The organism is Rhizobium binae (assembly GCF_017357225.1).
GTDB classification, from domain to species: domain Bacteria; phylum Pseudomonadota; class Alphaproteobacteria; order Rhizobiales; family Rhizobiaceae; genus Rhizobium; species Rhizobium binae.
Window position 1 is genome coordinate 2354149 of record NZ_CP071604.1, and the last position, 16478, is coordinate 2370626.

The window sequence follows — 16478 nt, forward strand, 5'->3', positions numbered from 1 at the left end:
AACGGATTGGTAACGCTGAATCGGTAATTTCAAAAGACGAGCTGTGCGGCGGGGTGTGCGGTTCCTGCCCAATATCTGAAATGCAAGCAAAGAGTGAAATAGTGTCAAGGTCAGTCTCCTCCGTATCATCGTTCCGGTCCGGCAGCTTTTTCGCAAAGCTCCTGGCGATCCTTTCGATGGCAGTCACGGCCGTCCTGGTCGATTCGGTCAATGCCGAAGCGGAAGCGGCCAATCCGAAATATGCGGGCATCGTCGTCGACGCCAAGACTGGCAATGTCCTCTACAGCGAGAACGCCGATCGGCTGCAATATCCCGCATCACTGACCAAGATGATGACCCTCTATATGACCTTCGAGGCATTGGAGCAGGGTCGCATCCGCCTCGACACGCCGGTCCCCTTCTCCGCTCACGCTGCCGCCCAGGCCCCGACCAAGCTCGGCGTGCGCGCCGGCGGCACGATCACCGTCGAGCAGGGGATCCTCGGCCTTGTCACCCTGTCGGCCAATGATGCCGCGACCGCGCTCGGCGAGATGCTGGGTGGCAGCGAAGACCGCTTCGCCCAGATGATGACCGCCAAGGCGCATGCGCTCGGCATGACGCGCACCACCTATCGCAACGCCAACGGCCTGCCGAATACGGCACAGATGACGACGGCGCGGGATCAGGCTCGCCTCGGCATCGCCCTTCGCCAACATTTTCCGCAATATTACGGCTATTTCTCCACTCGCGCCTTCAAGTTCGGCACCCGCACGATCCGCAGCCATAACCGCCTTGTCGGTTCGGTGCGCGGCGTCGACGGCATCAAGACCGGATATACGCGCGCCGCCGGCTTCAATCTGGTAAGCTCGGTGCAGGTCGACGGCAAGTCGATCGTCGGCGTCGTGCTCGGCGGTGCTTCGGGGCCGGCTCGCGACGCTCAGATGCGCAATCTGATCGCCGCCTACCTGCCGAAAGCATCGAGCCGCGGCGGGTCGTCGCAACTCATGGCTCAGACAGCCCCTGCCCCGGCGATGATCGAAACGCCCGCTCCCGTCCAGCCGCAGAAGGCCACACAGGTCGCCCGGCAGCAGGTCGTTCCACAGCAGCAGGTTGCTCCCCAGCAGGTCGCAAAGACGATCACTGCAGCGCAACCGCCAATTTCCGCCGCTGCCGCCGATCTCAGTCTGCCGCATAAGGGCCCGCTGCCCGACGCCCGCTATCAGGTGGCCGCGACCGAAGTCGCCTATACTGAAACATCCACGACGAAGTCCGACAACCCGCTGGTCGCCCAGTCCATGCCGGCACCGACCAAGGTCAAGACCACGAGCTTCAAGCAGCAGGCTCCGGCCGCCGCACCTGCCAAACCGGACAGCGCCGCCGTCGATCACGTCACGACTGCTTCGACCAGCGCCGCCCCGGCAAGCGCCGTGCCTGCGGGCTGGGTCGTACAGGTCGGCGTCTCGCCGAGCCAGCAGATGGCTATGGAGCTCCTAGAGGGCGCCAAGAGCAAGGGTGGCAAGGCGCTGTCCTCGGCAAAACCCTTCGCCGTCGCCTACGGCAGCGGCAATGACCAGGTCTACCGTGCGCGCTTCGGCGGCTTCGACGACCAGCGTGATGCGGTCAACGCCTGCAAGGCCTTGAAGAAGGCCGGTATCAAGTGCTGGGCGGCTGCACAATGAGCTATTCGATGCTGCCTGCAACATGGCCGGCGGCATTGGTAACGGCCGGAATCGGTGTTTGCGTTTCCGGCCACCATTCTTGAACTCGATCAGTAGTGCGTACGGGGAAGACAATGGCGATTAATGAGAATGTTCCGGGAATGCCAGGCGACCGCCGCATTGGGGCCAAGGGGCGCTCAGCCCTGCATCCGCTGCACGAAGCGGCACTGCGGCTCGCCGAGATGGGCCTGCAGCGGCCGAGAGCGAAATCTGCCAAGACCCGCGATCTCATCAATCTGCTGCTTTGCCACGGCGCCCGCGCCTGGCGCTATTCCCAGCCGGAAGCCCGGATCCATCTGCATGTGACCTCGCCTGATGGCAGCGCCCCGGTGCAATTGCGCCTGCGCTAAGCCGCAGGCGGGAATAGTTCCATTCAGCGACAGCGTTAGAGCAGGCCAAGCTCGGTAAGCTCACGCCGCAGGTCCGCCGGCATTTCGGCGATGCCGGTGCCGAGACTCGCCAGATCGGCCGGCACGTCATCCTGCGTATAGTAGCGCCAGCCCTGGAACGGCCGCTTCGGCTGTACCGCGGTTTCGATGACTTCGGGACCGAGCATCAGGCGGCAGCGTGAAATTCCTTCGTCGTCGGTGAAGGTCTCGATGCCGAGCAGCCGCTGTCTCGCCTGCACCTGCCCTTTGATCACCCAGTAGAGCGAGCCGCCGTCAAGCAGCTCCTCCATGCGTTTGGGCACCATGCGGGTCGTATGCACAGAATGCGGCTCGAGCCCGGCGGCAATGGCGCGCAGCGAGCGCTCCGCCACCCATTCGCGCAGATCGTCGATCGAGTCGGCGCCGACACAGAGTTTGATGAGATGCAATGCCATGCCGCCGTTGAAATCCTTTTGGCGGCGAGCGTCAAGCGCCTAAGACATTCCGCACGAAACTGTGCAGCGGTTTTGCGCCGGCCTGAAATCCCGAACCGTTCTAACGCGCTCACAGACTCAGCATTCGACGACATTGACGGCGAGACCGCCGGTCGAGGTTTCCTTGTATTTCTCGCTCATGTCGTGGCCGGTCTGGCGCATCGTCTCGATGCAGGCGTCAAGTGGCACGAAGTGCTGGCCATCGCCCTTGACGGCGAGTGATGCCGCCGTGACCGCCTTGACCGCGCCGAGTGCGTTGCGCTCGATGCAGGGAACCTGCACGAGGCCCGCAACCGGATCGCAGGTCATGCCGAGATGATGTTCGAGCGCGATCTCGGCGGCGTTCTCGATTTGCTCCGGCGTGGCGCCCATGACGGCCGCAAGCCCGGCAGCCGCCATGGCCGCGGCCGAGCCGACCTCGCCCTGACAGCCGACTTCGGCACCGGAGATCGAGGCATTGTGCTTGATGATACCGCCGATGGCAGCAGCCGTCAGCAGATAATCGCGGATACCGTTCTGGTCCCAGTCCTCGTGGAAATGCTCGTAATAGCGGATTGTCGCCGGAATAACGCCGGCCGCCCCGTTGGTCGGCGCAGTGACGACGCGACCGCCGGCTGCATTTTCCTCGTTGACGGCCATCGCATAGACGCTGAGCCAATCGTTGGCGAGCAGCGGATTGGCGCGATTGCTGCGCCACTCTTCCTGCAGCTTGTCGTGGATCCTGCGGGCGCGGCGCTTGACGTTGAGGCCGCCCGGCATGACTCCCTCGACCTTGAGACCGCGCTCGATGCAGGAGCGCATTGCCTCCCAGATGCGGTCAAGCCCCTGATCGAGCTCTTCGCGCGAACGCTGGCTCTCCTCGTTCGCCCGCTTCATCTGCGCGATCGAAAGCCCCGAGCGCTCGGCCATGTCGAGCATCTGCTTGGCGGTGGCGAAGGGATAGGGGACACGGGTGCCGCCCGCGGCGTTCTTCTTTTCCCGCATCTGCTCCAGCTCTGTATCGGTGACGACGAAGCCGCCGCCGACCGAATAGTAGATGCGTTTCAGGAGCAGCCGGCCGTCGCGGTCATAAGCGGAAAAGATCATGCCGTTGGCATGGCCGGGCAGCGGCTGCTTCTTGTCGAACACCAGATCGGTCTTCGGCTGGAATTGGTAGGCCGGATGGCCCGCCGGCGTGATGCGGCCGGTGCGCTCGACGGTATCGATGATGCCGTCCATCTTGTCGGGATCGACGCTATCGGGTGCTTCACCCATCAGCCCGAGAATGACGGCCCTGCCCGTTCCATGGCCGATACCGGTATGAGCGAGCGAACCATGCAGGCTGACCTTGATCGCGGCGACCTGCGCGCCCGATGAAGGGCGTGGCCATTCATTCGACAGGATCAGATCGAGAAACCGGTTGGCAGCCGACATCGGACCCATCGTGTGCGAGCTCGACGGCCCGACACCGATCTTGAACACGTCGAATACCGAAAGAAACATGGATGCGCCTTTTGAATATGAAGTTGTAAGCTTAAGCAAGGTCGGTTTCCAACCCGCGCGGGCCACCGACATCGCCTGCAGCCGATGCGACATTCCCTGGACCATACACCCGGAGTAGGATGCCGAAAAGCGGCAGCAGTTTTCGGACAGTATTATGCTCTAACTAATTAATTTGGAACAGGATTCAAAGCTCGAGCCGAGCCGGCCCGAAATCATCCTCTTTCAGCGCATCGGCCGGAATATCGGAATCGCTTTTCGGAAGGTACGATGTATCGATGCAGAGCGTTGCAGCGTGCTTTCGGACACGCCAGGCGCCGAAATCCGGCGGCCCGGCCTTCCGGTCATTGCAGCATTTCGATGCATATGTAAGGTGGCCGCATTTCATGCGGAGACTGAATCACTGATGACGACGGCGGACTACATTGCTCTGGCCTTCTTTGCCTGTGTCTGGATGGGCTATTCCTGGCTACTGAAGGGCCGCACCTTCTTCGGCCGCACCAGTCTGACGCATGCGATGACCGAACGGCGCCGCGAGTGGATCTACAATTCGCTGCGCCGCGACCTGAAGATGATCGACACACAGATCATGGCCGGCCTACAGAACGGCACGGCCTTTTTCGCCTCGACCTCGATCTTCGCGATCGGCAGCTGCTTCGCGTTGCTGGGGGCCACCGAGAAGGTCGACGCGGTCTTTGCTGACCTGCCCTTCGTCTTCCATGGCGGTCATGCCGCCTTCGAGATGAAGGTCGGCGGACTGGCAGCACTTTTCGGTTATGCCTTCTTCAAGTTCGGCTGGTCATACCGGCTGTTCAACTACTGCACGATTCTCTTCGGCTCGATCCCGATGGTGCGCGACGCCGAGAGCGACATCATCGCCGCCGAGCGGGCGGCCGAACGCGTCATCCGCATGAACGTCATTGCCGGCAGCAATTTCAACGAGGGCCTCAGGGCGATTTTTCTGTCGATCGGCTATCTCGGCTGGTTCATCAACCCTTATGTCTTCATGCTGACGACGGCGATCGTCATCTTCGTCCTGGCGCGCCGACAATTCTTCTCGCAGGCGCGGCTGGCGATCACGGATGCCGGCACGCCGTCCAATCTCCACCTTTCTCCTATCCGCCGCGACCTGCCGTCGAGCGGCGGAAGCGATTTGCCCGAGGGACTTTGATGACAATGCCGGCAATGCAGGTCGATGCGGCAGCGAGACCCCCGCGCATCGGTCTATTGGATATGGCCCGCGGCGTCGCGCTGATCGCCATGGCGAGCTACCATTTCAGTTGGGACATGGAGTTCATGGGATATCTCGCGCCGGGTACGGCCGAGACCGGCTGGCTGAAGATCTATGCCCGGGCAATTGCCACGACCTTTCTCTTCATCGTTGGGGTCAGCCTGGTGCTCTCCAGCACGCCGGCGATTCGCTGGCCGTCCTTCTGGAAGCGTTTCGGCATGATTGCCGCGGCGGCCGCGGCCATTTCGATCGCCACCCGCATCGCCATGCCGGACGGGTGGATCTATTTCGGCATCCTGCATTGCATTGCGGTGCTCACGCTCATCGGCATCGTTTTCATCCGGCTGCCGCTCGCCGTCACGCTCGTCGTCGCGCTGGCGCTGCTGGGCGCCTGGATCATCGATAATTTCGGCCCGCCGGGCCTCCTGCGCTCGTCCTTTTTCGATTCGAGATATCTTGCCTGGATCGGCCTTGCCGCCATGCCGGAAAGGTCGAACGACTACGTGCCGCTGTTTCCCTGGGCAACGCCGTTCTTTGCCGGACTGAGCTTCGCCTCGATCGCCGTCAGAACCAGGCTGCCGCAGCGGCTTGCCGCCCTTGGCACCGGCTCCTGGTGGCCGGCGCGACTTGGCCGCCACAGCCTGGTCTTCTACCTCATCCACCAGCCTGTGCTGATCGCGATCGCCTATGGGCTGTCTCTTCTCGTCCCGCCGCCGACGCAGGATCCGGCGGAAACCTACCTAAGGCAATGCAACTCCACTTGCGTCATGCAGCAAGGCGAAGCGCTCTGCCGCAGTTTCTGCCAATGTACGCTCGCAAAATTGCAGGCCCAAAACCTGTTGATCCCGCTGCAGGCAAACGAGATCGACGTTCAGAAGGATGAACGGGTCCAGACGCTCGTCACCGAATGCAGCGCCGAGGCCGAATAAGGACGGGCAGAGGTCCCGCCCCTTGTCAGGTAGTGACGCCGATTTCGGCGAGGCGGCCGAGGCAGGCCTCTTCAATGTTGTCGAGTTCGGTCAGCGTGTCGTCTATATCCTTGCGCTTCTGGCGCAGGTCCTCACGCTTCTCGTCGACGCGCTTCATCAGAAGCTTCAGCTGGCCGAGTTCGCCCGGTGGCTCCTTGTAGACCTGGATGATCTCGCGAATCTCCGCGATGGTGAAACCGATCCGCCGCCCGCGCAGGATTTCGCCGATCAGCCGTCGGTCGGCCGGCCGGAAGAGACGGGTGCGCCCGCGCCGCTCCGGATGGATCAGTCCTTCGTCTTCGTAGAATCGGAGCGTGCGCGTCGAGACACCGAATTCGCGCGTGAGCTCCGTTATGCTGTAGTATTTGTTCACCGGCATGTCTTCCCCGTCGTCGAACCGGCAATAATATTGACTTTTACGTAATAGTCAATTTCGGCGACCATTCAAATGCCGAACCACCAAGTCGCGATGCCGAGAAAGGCGAAGAAACCGGTACAGTCGGTCACCGTGGTGACGAAGACCGAGGAGGCGATGGCCGGATCAGCCCCCATCTTGTCGAGCAGCAGCGGCAACAGGATGCCGGCAAGGGCTGCCGCCATCAGATTGATGATCATCGCCGCCGCGATCACCCCGCCGAGCTGGTAGTCGTGGAACCAGGAGCCGGCGATCGCGCCCATGATCGTCGCGAAGATGACGCCATTGAGAATGCCGACGCCTGCCTCTCTGCGGATGATGCGGCCGGCATTGTAGATGTCGAGATCGCGGGTGGCGAGCGCGCGCACCGTCACAGTCATCGTCTGCGTGCCGGCATTGCCGCCCATCGAGGCGACGATCGGCATCAGCACCGCAAGCGCTATCATCTTCTCAATCGAAGCGTCGAACAGGCCGATGACGCTCGCCGACAGCATCGCCGTGGCAAGGTTGATCAGCAGCCAGAGGAAGCGCGAGCGCGCGGTCGAAATCACATTGTCCGACAGCTCTTCGTCGCCGACGCCGCCGAGGCGCTTGATGTCCTCGTCCGCTTCTTCGTGGATGACGTCGACGACGTCGTCGATGGTCAGCACGCCGACCAGCCGGTCGTTTTCGTCGACGACGGCGGCCGACAGAAGGTCGTACTGTTCGAAGAGCTGGGCGGCCTCTTCCTGGTCCATCTCGGCCGGAATCGGATGGTTGGTTTCGCGCATGATCTGCTCGATCTTCGTCTGCCGCTTGGTGCGCAGGATCTGATCGAGATCGACGGCGCCGAGCAGCTTGAAGGTCGGATCGATGACGAAGATCTGCGAGAAGGAATAGGGCAGATTCTCCTCGTCGCGCATGTAGTCGATCGTCTGGCCGACCGTCCAGAACGGCGGCACGGCGACGAATTCCGTCTGCATGCGGCGCCCGGCCGAACTTTCGGGATAGTCGAGTGCCCGGCGCAGCCGCACCCGCTCGGTGAATGGCAGCTGCGCAAGGATCTCTTCCCGGTCTTCCTTGTCGAGATCTTCGAGAATGTAGACCGCATCGTCCGAGTCGAGATCGCCGATCGCGGCGGCAATCTGCTCGTTCGGCATCTGGTCGACGATCTCGCGGCGGATCGCCTCGTCGACCTCGGTCAGCGCCGTCATGTCGAAATCTTCGCCGAGCAGGCGCACCAGCGCCAGACGCTGATCCGGCTGGATCGATTCCAGCAGATCGCCTATTTCGGATTCATGCAGGCGGGCGACATTCTGGCGCAGGAACAGCGTATCGCGATCGGCGATCGCGGCGCCGACGAGGGCCAGGAAATCGCCGCGGACATTGCCGTCCTCGTCGTAAATATCCGCTTCCTCGTCATCGCGCCGGCGAATGCGGTCGTCCGTATCGCTCGTCGTCATCTGCCGCCCTCGCACCTGGTTCGAATTTCAACGACGGCCGCGCCGCACTCGCAAATGTCGGCCGAAAACACATTGTCAACAAGCGGATAGTAAATCCCGCGTGCGGCTCCCGCAGTCGGAATTCCAGCTCCTGCTAGCTCAAAGCGTCCCTGCCGTAAAGCGCCAAACCGCGCGTCCTGATGACAATGCCTGCGGCTGGCTATAGTTTCCCCCACCCGCTCAATCAGAGGAAGCCGCTTCATGCCCGTCCGCCCAATCCTGCGCTATCCGCATCCGGGCCTGAAGACCGTCTGCGCGCCGGTCACGGCCTTCGATGCATCGCTGGCCACGCTGGCCGACGACCTGCTGGCGACGATGCGCGCAGCCCCCGGCGTCGGCATCACCGCCGCCCATATCGGCGTCTTCCTTCGTGTGACGGTGCTCGAGCTGGACCGGGCCGACGGCGTTCGCCTCTATGTCAATCCCGTGATCACCTGGCGGTCGCAGGAGACGATGATCCACGCCGAGGGCAGTGTCTCCATGCCCGGCGCGACCGACGACGTCACGCGCCCGCGGGCGATCCGCTTCCGCTACCAGGATGTAGACGGCAAGATCCACGACGAGTCCGCCGACGACTTCCTCGCCATTTGCATCCAGCACGAGGTCGACCAGCTCGACGGCATCTTCTGGCTGCAGCGGCTTTCGCGGCTGAAGCGCGACCGCCTCGTCAAAAAATGGGAGAAAGCCCGAGGCTGACAAATCACCCGGCGCAGCGAACCATTCGCCTCTGTCGACGTTCTCCCGCAGAGAAACAAGGAGCGACTGTAATGGCAAGGATCGGTGACAAGCCCCCGATTTCACGCGAGGCCCCGGAGCTTTCCCGTGAAGAAGATTATCGCGACCTCGAAGAACGCAATCTCGACGATGGCTGGCCCTACGCTGACGGCACCGCTGCCGGCGATCCAGCCAACCGCCCTTACGGCGAGACCAAGGCAAATTTCGACAGCGACCCCAACCGGGGATTTCGCATCGATGGCACGGATAAGAACGGCAACGAGAACCGCCTGAAGGATTCGCTGCGCGCCGGCACGATCGATCGCGACGACAGCGACGAGCTCGAGGCGCGGGTAAACGACAATCTCGAAAACATTCCGGAAGTCGACATCAACAGCATCGAGGTCCATGCCGATGGCCATGTCATAACCCTGGAAGGTTCGGTGGAGACGATCGGCATTGCCCGCAAGGTCGAGCTCGGCGCGCTTTCTGTCGACGGCGTCCATCATGTCCGCAACAGGCTGCAGCTGACCGGCGTCGACGCCCATATCCCCAACGAAGACTGAACGTCACTCTCGACATCGCCATTAGGACGGGAGGCGGGCTGCTGCCTCCCATAGGCTCCGTTTAATATTACCAAAAGTTAACAATTTCCGATTGTAGTGAGGGCGGGCAATTCGTCGATCATTTTGTTAGGCGGCTGCCATAACGAAGACGTCGAGTTCATTGACAAGACCGTGATTTCATTTGAACAAAAGGTTTTCAACCAACCGTATTCCGTTCACAATTTCGCCTGAATTGCGGCGCGAATTCTTGAATCGCCGGGGATGGTTATGTTGTTGAATTCAACAACAGATTGAGGAGAAGAAACCATGCGCATCAAATTTGCCCTCGCCGCATCCCTGTTCGCCGTCAGCCTCGCGGGCGCAGCCTTCGCTCAGCCGACATATTCCGACGATTACACCAATGACAGTGACGGCTTCGCGCCGAGCCCGATGTCCAAGCCCGCTCCGGTCCGCTACAGCAACCGCAAGGCTCCGGCCTATTCCAGCGATTACACCAATGACAGCGACGGCTTCGCCCCGTCCCCCATGGCCGCTCCCGCCGTCGACAAGATGGCGACCGCAAGCATCAAGCCCCTGCCCCCGTGCCACAGCATGGTCGGTCCGAGCGGCTCCCATACGAAAGGAGCCGACAGCGGCGCCTCGCGCACCGAAGCCTGCCGCGCAACGCATTGATCCAACCGAAAGGGGCCGGCAAACCGGCCCCTTCCCTCCAATCCGCTTCGAACGCTTAGAACACGAATGGAACGAGCCGGTAACGCGTCGTGGCCATGAAGGCCCTGTAGGCGGGATCCTCCTTGAGCAGCCGTTCCTCCGCCAGCAGCCGCAGACATTGCGCGGCAAGCGCCGTCGCATAAATGGCGAAATTCAAGACCGACGGATTGGCCAGGAAGAAACTGACATGCGTCATCAAATAGCCCGCATACATCGGGTGGCGGACAAACCGGTAGGGACCGCCAATCTTGACGCCGCGATTGGCCGGCACCAGACCGAAGCTTCGCCGCAATACCAGCTTTGCGGAGATTTGCAGGATAAAGCCGAGACACATCACCATTCCACACAGCCAAAGCGGCGCAAGCGGCTCCGTCGTCGTTGGCGAGACGAGCAGCGGGAAGAGCGTTCCTATGGCGGTGACAGTCCAGTCATAGACCCGCAGCGACGCACTCCTCGTCGGTCGGCGGGTCAGGATCAGAAAGGCGGCAGCACCTTCCGAGACGAGCAGCAGGCAATCGATAATCGCTCTGTCACCGTGAGCCTGCGGCAGGATGCGCAGCACAATCGCGACAAAAAGATAAACGACGAGAACCTTCTCGATGATGTCGAGGACGAAATAGATGTCGAGGAACGACCCGCTTGCCGCGTTTTTTGTCTTCATTATACCCAATGCTTCCGCAGATACACACTGGGCCGACATATATCTTGGCCGCAACTAATGGCGGGTTAAGCCGTTTACGGGAAATCTCGCAGAGGTGTCTCAAAATCACATCGCGACCTTCGAGAACTGCTGATCGCGTGGGTCGCGGTTGAGATCGGTCCGACGTGTTTCACCGTCATCAACGCTCATGTCCGACGCGCGGCAATCATGGCCAACCGGCCGCGTCGCACATATCCAAAGGTAATCAAGCCATACCGAAATAATCGGCCGGCGAGCGTTCCCTGAAAAGGGATGGTGCGGTCGAGAAGACTCGAACTTCCACGGGTTGCCCCACAGCGACCTCAACGCTGCGCGTCTACCAATTCCGCCACGACCGCATCGTGGTAGGTGCCGATTTGCGTCGGCGGGGCAGCATGTAGCAAAAGCATTTGGGGTGCACAAGGGCGATGTGACAGTTTTTTTGAAATCCTTTGACAGCATTTGAATTGGCTGGAAAACGGGTCCATATAGTGTGCCTGCCGCCCCTAATTGTCAGGCATTTCAGGGCAAGCGGCAAGGAATGGCCATGCTTCGCACCGATCTCGAATTCTCCATGCTACCCAAACTCGATAGCCGCCCGGTGCGCTGGCGCATCGCCGATGGGCTCGTCGCCTATGAGGAAGCGGTAGAAGCGATGGAGCGGGAGGTAGCGGCGATCGCAGAGGGCGGCGACGAGCTTGTCTGGCTGGTCGAGCATCCGCCGCTCTATACCGCTGGCACCAGCGCCAATGCGAGCGACCTCGTCCAACCGGATCGGTTCCCGGTCTTTGCGACGGGACGCGGCGGCGAATACACCTATCACGGACCCGGTCAGCGCGTCGCCTACGTCATGCTCGACCTGAAGCGCCGGCGCCAGGATGTGCGCGCCTTCGTCGCCGCCCTCGAGGAGGTCGTCATTCGCACGCTCGACATGATGAACGTGCGCGGCGAACGCCGCGAGGATCGTGTCGGCGTCTGGGTGCGCCGGCCGGAAAAACCACCGCTGCCCAACGGAGCCATGGCTGAAGACAAGATCGCCGCCCTCGGCATCCGCTTGCGCAAATGGGTGACCTTCCACGGCCTGTCGCTGAATGTCGATCCGGACCTCGAGCATTTCGGCGGCATCGTGCCCTGCGGGATATCGGCCTATGGCGTGACCAGCCTGGTCGACCTCGGCCTGCCCGTCATGATGGCGGATGTCGATATCAGGCTACGCGCCGCTTTTGAGACGGTTTTTGGCGAGACCGTGAACGAGCCCTGACCGCGAGGCGCTTCGCGATCCTTCAGATCGCCTCTTGCGCTCTCGGTTTTTGTTTTCCGCTGTCGTTCCCGCACCGCTGCACCCTTTGCGCACATGCTTTAGCGAAGTTTCGTGGGCTTGATTTGTCCGGCTTTCCTGTGATTGATGGGCACCATTCCCGCAAGAATCGGACGTCATGTCAGAGCCCCGTCAAAACTCCCTGCAGGGCATGGCCATCATGTCCGGCGCCATGTTCATCCTGCCGACCATGGACGCCATCGCGAAATACATGGCAACCTTCGAGGCGATGTCGCCGGGCCAGGTGACCTTCTACCGATTCTTTTTCCAAATCGCTTGCACCCTGCCGATCCTCGTCGCTCTCTTCGGGCTCAAGGCGGTTTCGGCCAAACGACCGTGGATGAATATTCTGCGCGGCGTGCTGCACGGGGCTGCAAGCCTGCTGTTCTTCGTCGCCGTCAAATACATGCCACTTGCAGACGTCTTCGCCATCTATTTCGTCGAGCCCTTCATGCTGACCGCCATGTCGGCTGTGTTGCTTGGAGAGAAGGTTGGCTGGCGCCGCTGGATGGCGATCGCGGTCGGTTTCGGCGGCGCGATGATCGTCATTCAGCCCAGTTACGAGATTTTCGGCCTCAAGGCGCTGCTGCCGGTCGCATGCGCCTTTCTGTTCTCGCTCTATCTTTTCCTCAATCGCGCGATCGGCGAGGCCGATTCGCCGCTCACCATGCAGACGATGGCCGGCATTGGCGGAACGGTCTTCATGGCCGCCGCCCTTCTCGTCGGCAGCGCCGCCGGCAGTGCGGATTTCGCCATCTCCCTGCCTGCCTCCGGCCTCGGTCTCGCGCTGCTTCTCGCCCTCGGCTCGATCTCCGGATATGCGCATATGCTGGTGGTCCGGGCTTTCCGGCTTGCGCCGCTGTCGCTGCTTGCGCCGTTCCAATACTTCGAGATCATATCGGCCACCGTGCTCGGCTATGCGCTGTTCAACGATTTCCCGAGTTTTTCCAAGTGGATCGGCATCTACATCATCGTTGCATCGGGCCTTTTCATCATCTGGCGCGAGCGGCAGCAGCACAATCGCTAAAATCCTCCTGATTTCGGGAATGTCGGGTTAACGCCTCTTCTTGAGGGATCGTCAATTCGCAGGCGATAAAACTGTCTCCGGCTTCATGATGAAGCCTGGAGTTAAAACATGAGCGAATTCCGTCTCGCTTTTCCGGCCTGTGTCGTGGCCGGCAAGCATCGGCTGGCGGCCGAAGATATCGCATTACTGCGCAAACATGCTTTTCCTGAGGGAATCCGGACATCCCAGGATGTCGTGGCGATGTTGGCGCTCAACAATTCCTGTCCTGAAAAATGTGCCGAGTGGAACGCTTTCTTCGTGGAGCAGCTCGCCGGTTTCATCGTCAACCACACCTATCCGCAGGGCTCGTTGGATGAAATCAGCGTTGCCTGGATCATGCGCATGTTCACCACCGATGGCGTCGTCAACTCGGCGCTGGAGCTCGAGCTCATTCTCCACGTCATGGAGATTTCGGCCGATGTCCCGGGTGAACTGCGGGCGCTTGCCCTCGACCAGTTGCGCCTGGCGATCACCGACGGCATCGGCGGCTACAAGCTGTCGCGCGCCGCCGACAGAAGGAGCATAACCCGCCAGGACGTCGACTTTACGATGCGCATCTTCAGAAACATCGCCGCAGGCGGCGTCATTGTCGTGTCTCCGGCCGAATATGGTGTCTTTCAGCAGATCGAGCAGGCAACCCTGGCGGCCGCCAACCATCCGCATTGGGCCGGCATCATGGCTGCCGTCGAACTGCGCGATCGTCCCGAGCCACGCCGCAGCCGCTGGCTTCGCATCGTCGACGAAGAACCGGTTGTCGAAGCTACCTTCGCCTGAGCTTTCTCAAGCCCGATTGTGCGTTCCGGTGTTTTATGCGTAAAACTCCGGAACGCATTTCTGGGTGGAGTCTCGATGTTCAAGAAAATCCTGATCGCGAATCGCGGCGAGATTGCCTGCCGCGTGATCAAGACCGCGCGCCGCATGGGCATTTCGACCGTTGCGGTCTATTCGGATGCGGATCGGGATGCGTTGCATGTCGAGATGGCCGACGAGGCCGTGCATATCGGCCCCGCTGCAGCCTCGGAAAGTTATCTGGTCGCCGAAAACATCATCGCCGCCTGCAAGGCGATGAGCGCCGAGGCGGTGCATCCCGGCTACGGTTTTCTTTCCGAGCGAGCCTCCTTCTGCGCCGAACTGGAAAAACAAGGCGTCGTCTTCATCGGCCCGAAGCCGAAGGCAATCATGGCGATGGGCGACAAGATCGAATCGAAGAAATTCGCCAATGCCGCCGGCGTCTCCACCGTGCCCGGCCATCTCGGCATCATCGAGGATGCCGCCCATGCGGAAACGATCGCTGGCGCAATCGGCTATCCCGTCATGATCAAGGCCTCGGCCGGCGGTGGCGGCAAGGGCATGCGCATCGCCTGGAACAAGGCCGAGGTTCGCGACGGCTTCGAGCGCGCCCGCTCGGAGGCGAAAAGTTCCTTCGGAGACGACCGCGTCTTCATCGAGAAATTCGTCGTCGAGCCGCGCCATATCGAGATCCAGGTGCTGGCCGATGCGCATGGCAAGGTCGTCTATCTCGGCGAACGCGAATGCTCGATTCAGCGGCGCAACCAGAAAGTGGCCGAAGAGGCACCCTCGCCTTTCCTCGACGAAAACACCCGCAAGGCCATGGGCGAACAATCGGTGGCGCTGGCCAAAGCCGTCGAATATCAGAGCGCCGGCACCGTCGAATTCATCGTCGACCGCGACCGCAACTTCTATTTCCTCGAAATGAACACCCGCCTGCAGGTCGAGCACCCCGTCACCGAACTCGTCACCGGCATCGATCTCGTCGAACAAATGATCCGGGTCGCTGCCGGCGAGCCGCTCAGCTTCGAGCAGGCGGATGTCCGCCTCGACGGCTGGGCGATCGAAAGCCGGCTCTATGCCGAAGACCCATACCGCAACTTCCTGCCTTCGATCGGCCGCCTGACGCGCTACCGCCCGCCGGCGGAAGGCCGGATTGGCAATGTCGTCATCCGCAACGATACCGGCGTCTTCGAGGGTGCGGAGATCTCGATGTATTACGACCCGATGATCGCCAAGCTCTGCACCTGGGCGCCGACGCGCGGCGAGGCCATCGACGCCATGGGCCGGGCGCTTGACGGTTTCGTCGTCGATGGGATCGAACACAATGTCCCCTTCCTGTCGGCGCTGATGAAACATCCCCGCTGGCGCGAGGGCCGGCTTTCCACCGGTTTCATCGCCGAGGAATATCCTGACGGCTTCGCACCGATGAAGCCGGACAGCCAGGAGGAAGCAACGCTTGCCGCGATTGCGCTGTCGGCTTCGTTGATCGAGACGAACCGCCGCGAAGATTTTGCCGATCGCCTGCGCGCCGCATCCGGCACGCTGCGTGAGCATTGGGTGGTCAAAACAGACGAAAACTACGTCAATGTCAGATTGCTCGACGGCCTCGTCACCATCCCCTTCGCTATGGACATGGCGGTAGAGGGCGAAAACCGGAGCGTTGTCACCGACTGGCGACCGGGAGATCCGGTCTGGGGCGGCAAGGTCGGCGGCCGGGATATTACTGCCCAGATCCGTCCCGTTCTCAACGGCCTGCGCATTGACTGGCAGGGGCTGTCCGTCACCGCCAAGGTCTTTTCGCCGCGCCATGCTGAACTGGATAAGCTGATGCCGGTAAAGTTGCCGCCCGATACGTCGAAGCTCCTCCTTTGCCCGATGCCCGGCCTCGTCGTGTCCATTGCGGTCGCCGAGGGCCAGGAGGTCAAGGCCGGCGAGACGCTTGCGATCGTCGAGGCGATGAAGATGGAAAATGTCTTGCGCGCCGACCGCGATCTGGTGGTCGCGAAGATCAAAGCCGCGGCCGGTGAAAGCCTTGCCGTCGATGCGGTGATCATGGAGTTCGCTTGAGTGAGATGGCCGACCTTGAACTGATGCAATTCGGACTTCTGCTCGCAGCGTGAAACTCGTTTTGAATTTGCTCAAGAACTGGAAATTGAAACTGCGAACGGGAAGCTGAAAACGGCTTTCCGCCATTTCACCGCAATTGCAGACGGAGAGGTCATGATCTCCAACTCGGATTTTGGCACCACGGCGGGCGTGGCAGTCTTCTTTTCGATACAGGCTGGGCGAGCGACAACGAGACTATCGACATGGTCGTGACGATTGGTCGGGAGGTGGGACTTAATGCGTCCGGGCGAATCCACGTTCACTCGACCGAGCCGCAGCAGCCTCCGCTAGACGCTCCTCATGCGTACGGCTTGAACTTTCATCAGTACGTTCGCGAAATTTAGGCGGATTCCCGAAATGGGAGCAGCTATTTCCTCGCTTGAAGTCAGCCGT

The 16478-nt window shown here is 61.3% G+C and carries 15 protein-coding genes, 1 tRNA gene and 1 pseudogene; 11 read left to right on the top strand and 6 right to left on the bottom strand.

Annotated elements, in window-relative coordinates; translation table 11 throughout:
• Nucleotides 1-80 precede the first annotated feature (80 nt).
• Nucleotides 81-1658, top strand: a complete 1578-nt coding sequence (locus J2J99_RS11555) for a D-alanyl-D-alanine carboxypeptidase (RefSeq protein WP_168297079.1) — start codon at nt 81-83, stop codon at nt 1656-1658.
• A 113-nt stretch (nt 1659-1771) separates the two neighbouring features.
• A complete protein-coding gene (locus J2J99_RS11560) occupies nt 1772-2047 on the top strand; it encodes a hypothetical protein (RefSeq protein ID WP_009994808.1) in 276 nt (91 codons plus the stop codon).
• Between the two features lie 35 nt (nt 2048-2082).
• On the opposite strand, the gene J2J99_RS11565 is transcribed toward J2J99_RS11560, so the two are convergent.
• Nucleotides 2083-2520: a DUF1489 family protein gene (locus tag J2J99_RS11565; RefSeq protein WP_168297078.1), complete on the bottom strand. Its 438-nt coding sequence runs from the start codon at nt 2518-2520 to the stop codon at nt 2083-2085.
• A gap of 117 nt (nt 2521-2637) precedes the next feature.
• The gene (locus J2J99_RS11570; RefSeq protein ID WP_168297077.1) at nt 2638-4041 is read right to left on the bottom strand and encodes an L-serine ammonia-lyase; all 1404 of its coding nucleotides are present in this window, start codon (nt 4039-4041) and stop codon (nt 2638-2640) included.
• A 403-nt stretch (nt 4042-4444) separates the two neighbouring features.
• Between J2J99_RS11570 and J2J99_RS11575 the strand changes: the two genes are divergently transcribed.
• Both J2J99_RS11575 and J2J99_RS11580 read left to right on the top strand, forming a co-directional pair.
• Complete coding sequence (locus J2J99_RS11575; RefSeq protein WP_168297076.1) at nt 4445-5209, top strand: DUF599 domain-containing protein; 765 nt, start codon at nt 4445-4447, stop codon at nt 5207-5209.
• Complete coding sequence (locus J2J99_RS11580) at nt 5209-6198, top strand: heparan-alpha-glucosaminide N-acetyltransferase (protein WP_168297075.1); 990 nt, start codon at nt 5209-5211, stop codon at nt 6196-6198. The genes J2J99_RS11575 and J2J99_RS11580 overlap by 1 nt, the downstream gene beginning before the upstream one ends.
• A gap of 25 nt (nt 6199-6223) precedes the next feature.
• Here J2J99_RS11580 and J2J99_RS11585 read toward each other — a convergent pair whose 3' ends face one another.
• Nucleotides 6224-6616: a MerR family transcriptional regulator gene (locus J2J99_RS11585; RefSeq protein ID WP_011425479.1), complete on the bottom strand. Its 393-nt coding sequence runs from the start codon at nt 6614-6616 to the stop codon at nt 6224-6226.
• A gap of 65 nt (nt 6617-6681) precedes the next feature.
• Entirely contained in the window at nt 6682-8094 is a 1413-nt protein-coding gene (mgtE, locus tag J2J99_RS11590; protein WP_168297074.1) for a magnesium transporter, read from the bottom strand.
• A gap of 240 nt (nt 8095-8334) precedes the next feature.
• Here mgtE and J2J99_RS11595 point away from each other — a divergent pair, with 240 nt between their 5' ends.
• The 3 genes from J2J99_RS11595 (at nt 8335) to J2J99_RS11605 (ending at nt 10085) form a co-directional block, all read left to right on the top strand.
• Nucleotides 8335-8829 (top strand): peptide deformylase, encoded by a 495-nt coding sequence (locus tag J2J99_RS11595; RefSeq protein WP_168297073.1) that lies wholly within the window; start codon nt 8335-8337, stop codon nt 8827-8829.
• Between the two features lie 71 nt (nt 8830-8900).
• Nucleotides 8901-9413 carry a BON domain-containing protein gene (locus J2J99_RS11600; protein ID WP_168297072.1) on the top strand — a complete coding sequence of 171 codons (513 nt, stop codon included), beginning with the start codon at nt 8901-8903 and terminating at the stop codon, nt 9411-9413.
• 306 nt (nt 9414-9719) lie between these two features.
• The gene (locus tag J2J99_RS11605; protein WP_168297071.1) at nt 9720-10085 is read left to right on the top strand and encodes a hypothetical protein; all 366 of its coding nucleotides are present in this window, start codon (nt 9720-9722) and stop codon (nt 10083-10085) included.
• A gap of 55 nt (nt 10086-10140) precedes the next feature.
• Here the strand turns inward: J2J99_RS11605 and J2J99_RS11610 are convergent, their stop codons facing one another.
• Together J2J99_RS11610 and J2J99_RS11615 are read right to left on the bottom strand one after the other, a co-directional pair.
• A complete protein-coding gene (locus J2J99_RS11610; RefSeq protein ID WP_168297070.1) occupies nt 10141-10785 on the bottom strand; it encodes a methyltransferase family protein in 645 nt (214 codons plus the stop codon).
• Nucleotides 10786-11077: 292 nt separating this feature from the next.
• A tRNA-Leu gene (locus J2J99_RS11615) sits at nt 11078-11162 on the bottom strand.
• A gap of 182 nt (nt 11163-11344) precedes the next feature.
• Between J2J99_RS11615 and lipB the strand changes: the two genes are divergently transcribed.
• The 4 genes and pseudogenes from lipB to J2J99_RS11635 all read left to right on the top strand — a co-directional run bounded on the left by lipB (nt 11345) and on the right by J2J99_RS11635 (nt 16046).
• Nucleotides 11345-12064: a lipoyl(octanoyl) transferase LipB gene (gene lipB / locus J2J99_RS11620; protein ID WP_168297069.1), complete on the top strand. Its 720-nt coding sequence runs from the start codon at nt 11345-11347 to the stop codon at nt 12062-12064.
• Nucleotides 12065-12239: 175 nt separating this feature from the next.
• Nucleotides 12240-13159: pseudogene (locus J2J99_RS11625) on the top strand (DMT family transporter).
• Between the two features lie 97 nt (nt 13160-13256).
• A complete protein-coding gene (locus tag J2J99_RS11630) occupies nt 13257-13961 on the top strand; it encodes a hypothetical protein (protein WP_168297067.1) in 705 nt (234 codons plus the stop codon).
• 75 nt (nt 13962-14036) lie between these two features.
• The gene (locus J2J99_RS11635; protein WP_168297066.1) at nt 14037-16046 is read left to right on the top strand and encodes an acetyl-CoA carboxylase biotin carboxylase subunit; all 2010 of its coding nucleotides are present in this window, start codon (nt 14037-14039) and stop codon (nt 16044-16046) included.
• Nucleotides 16047-16478: the final 432 nt, after the last annotated feature.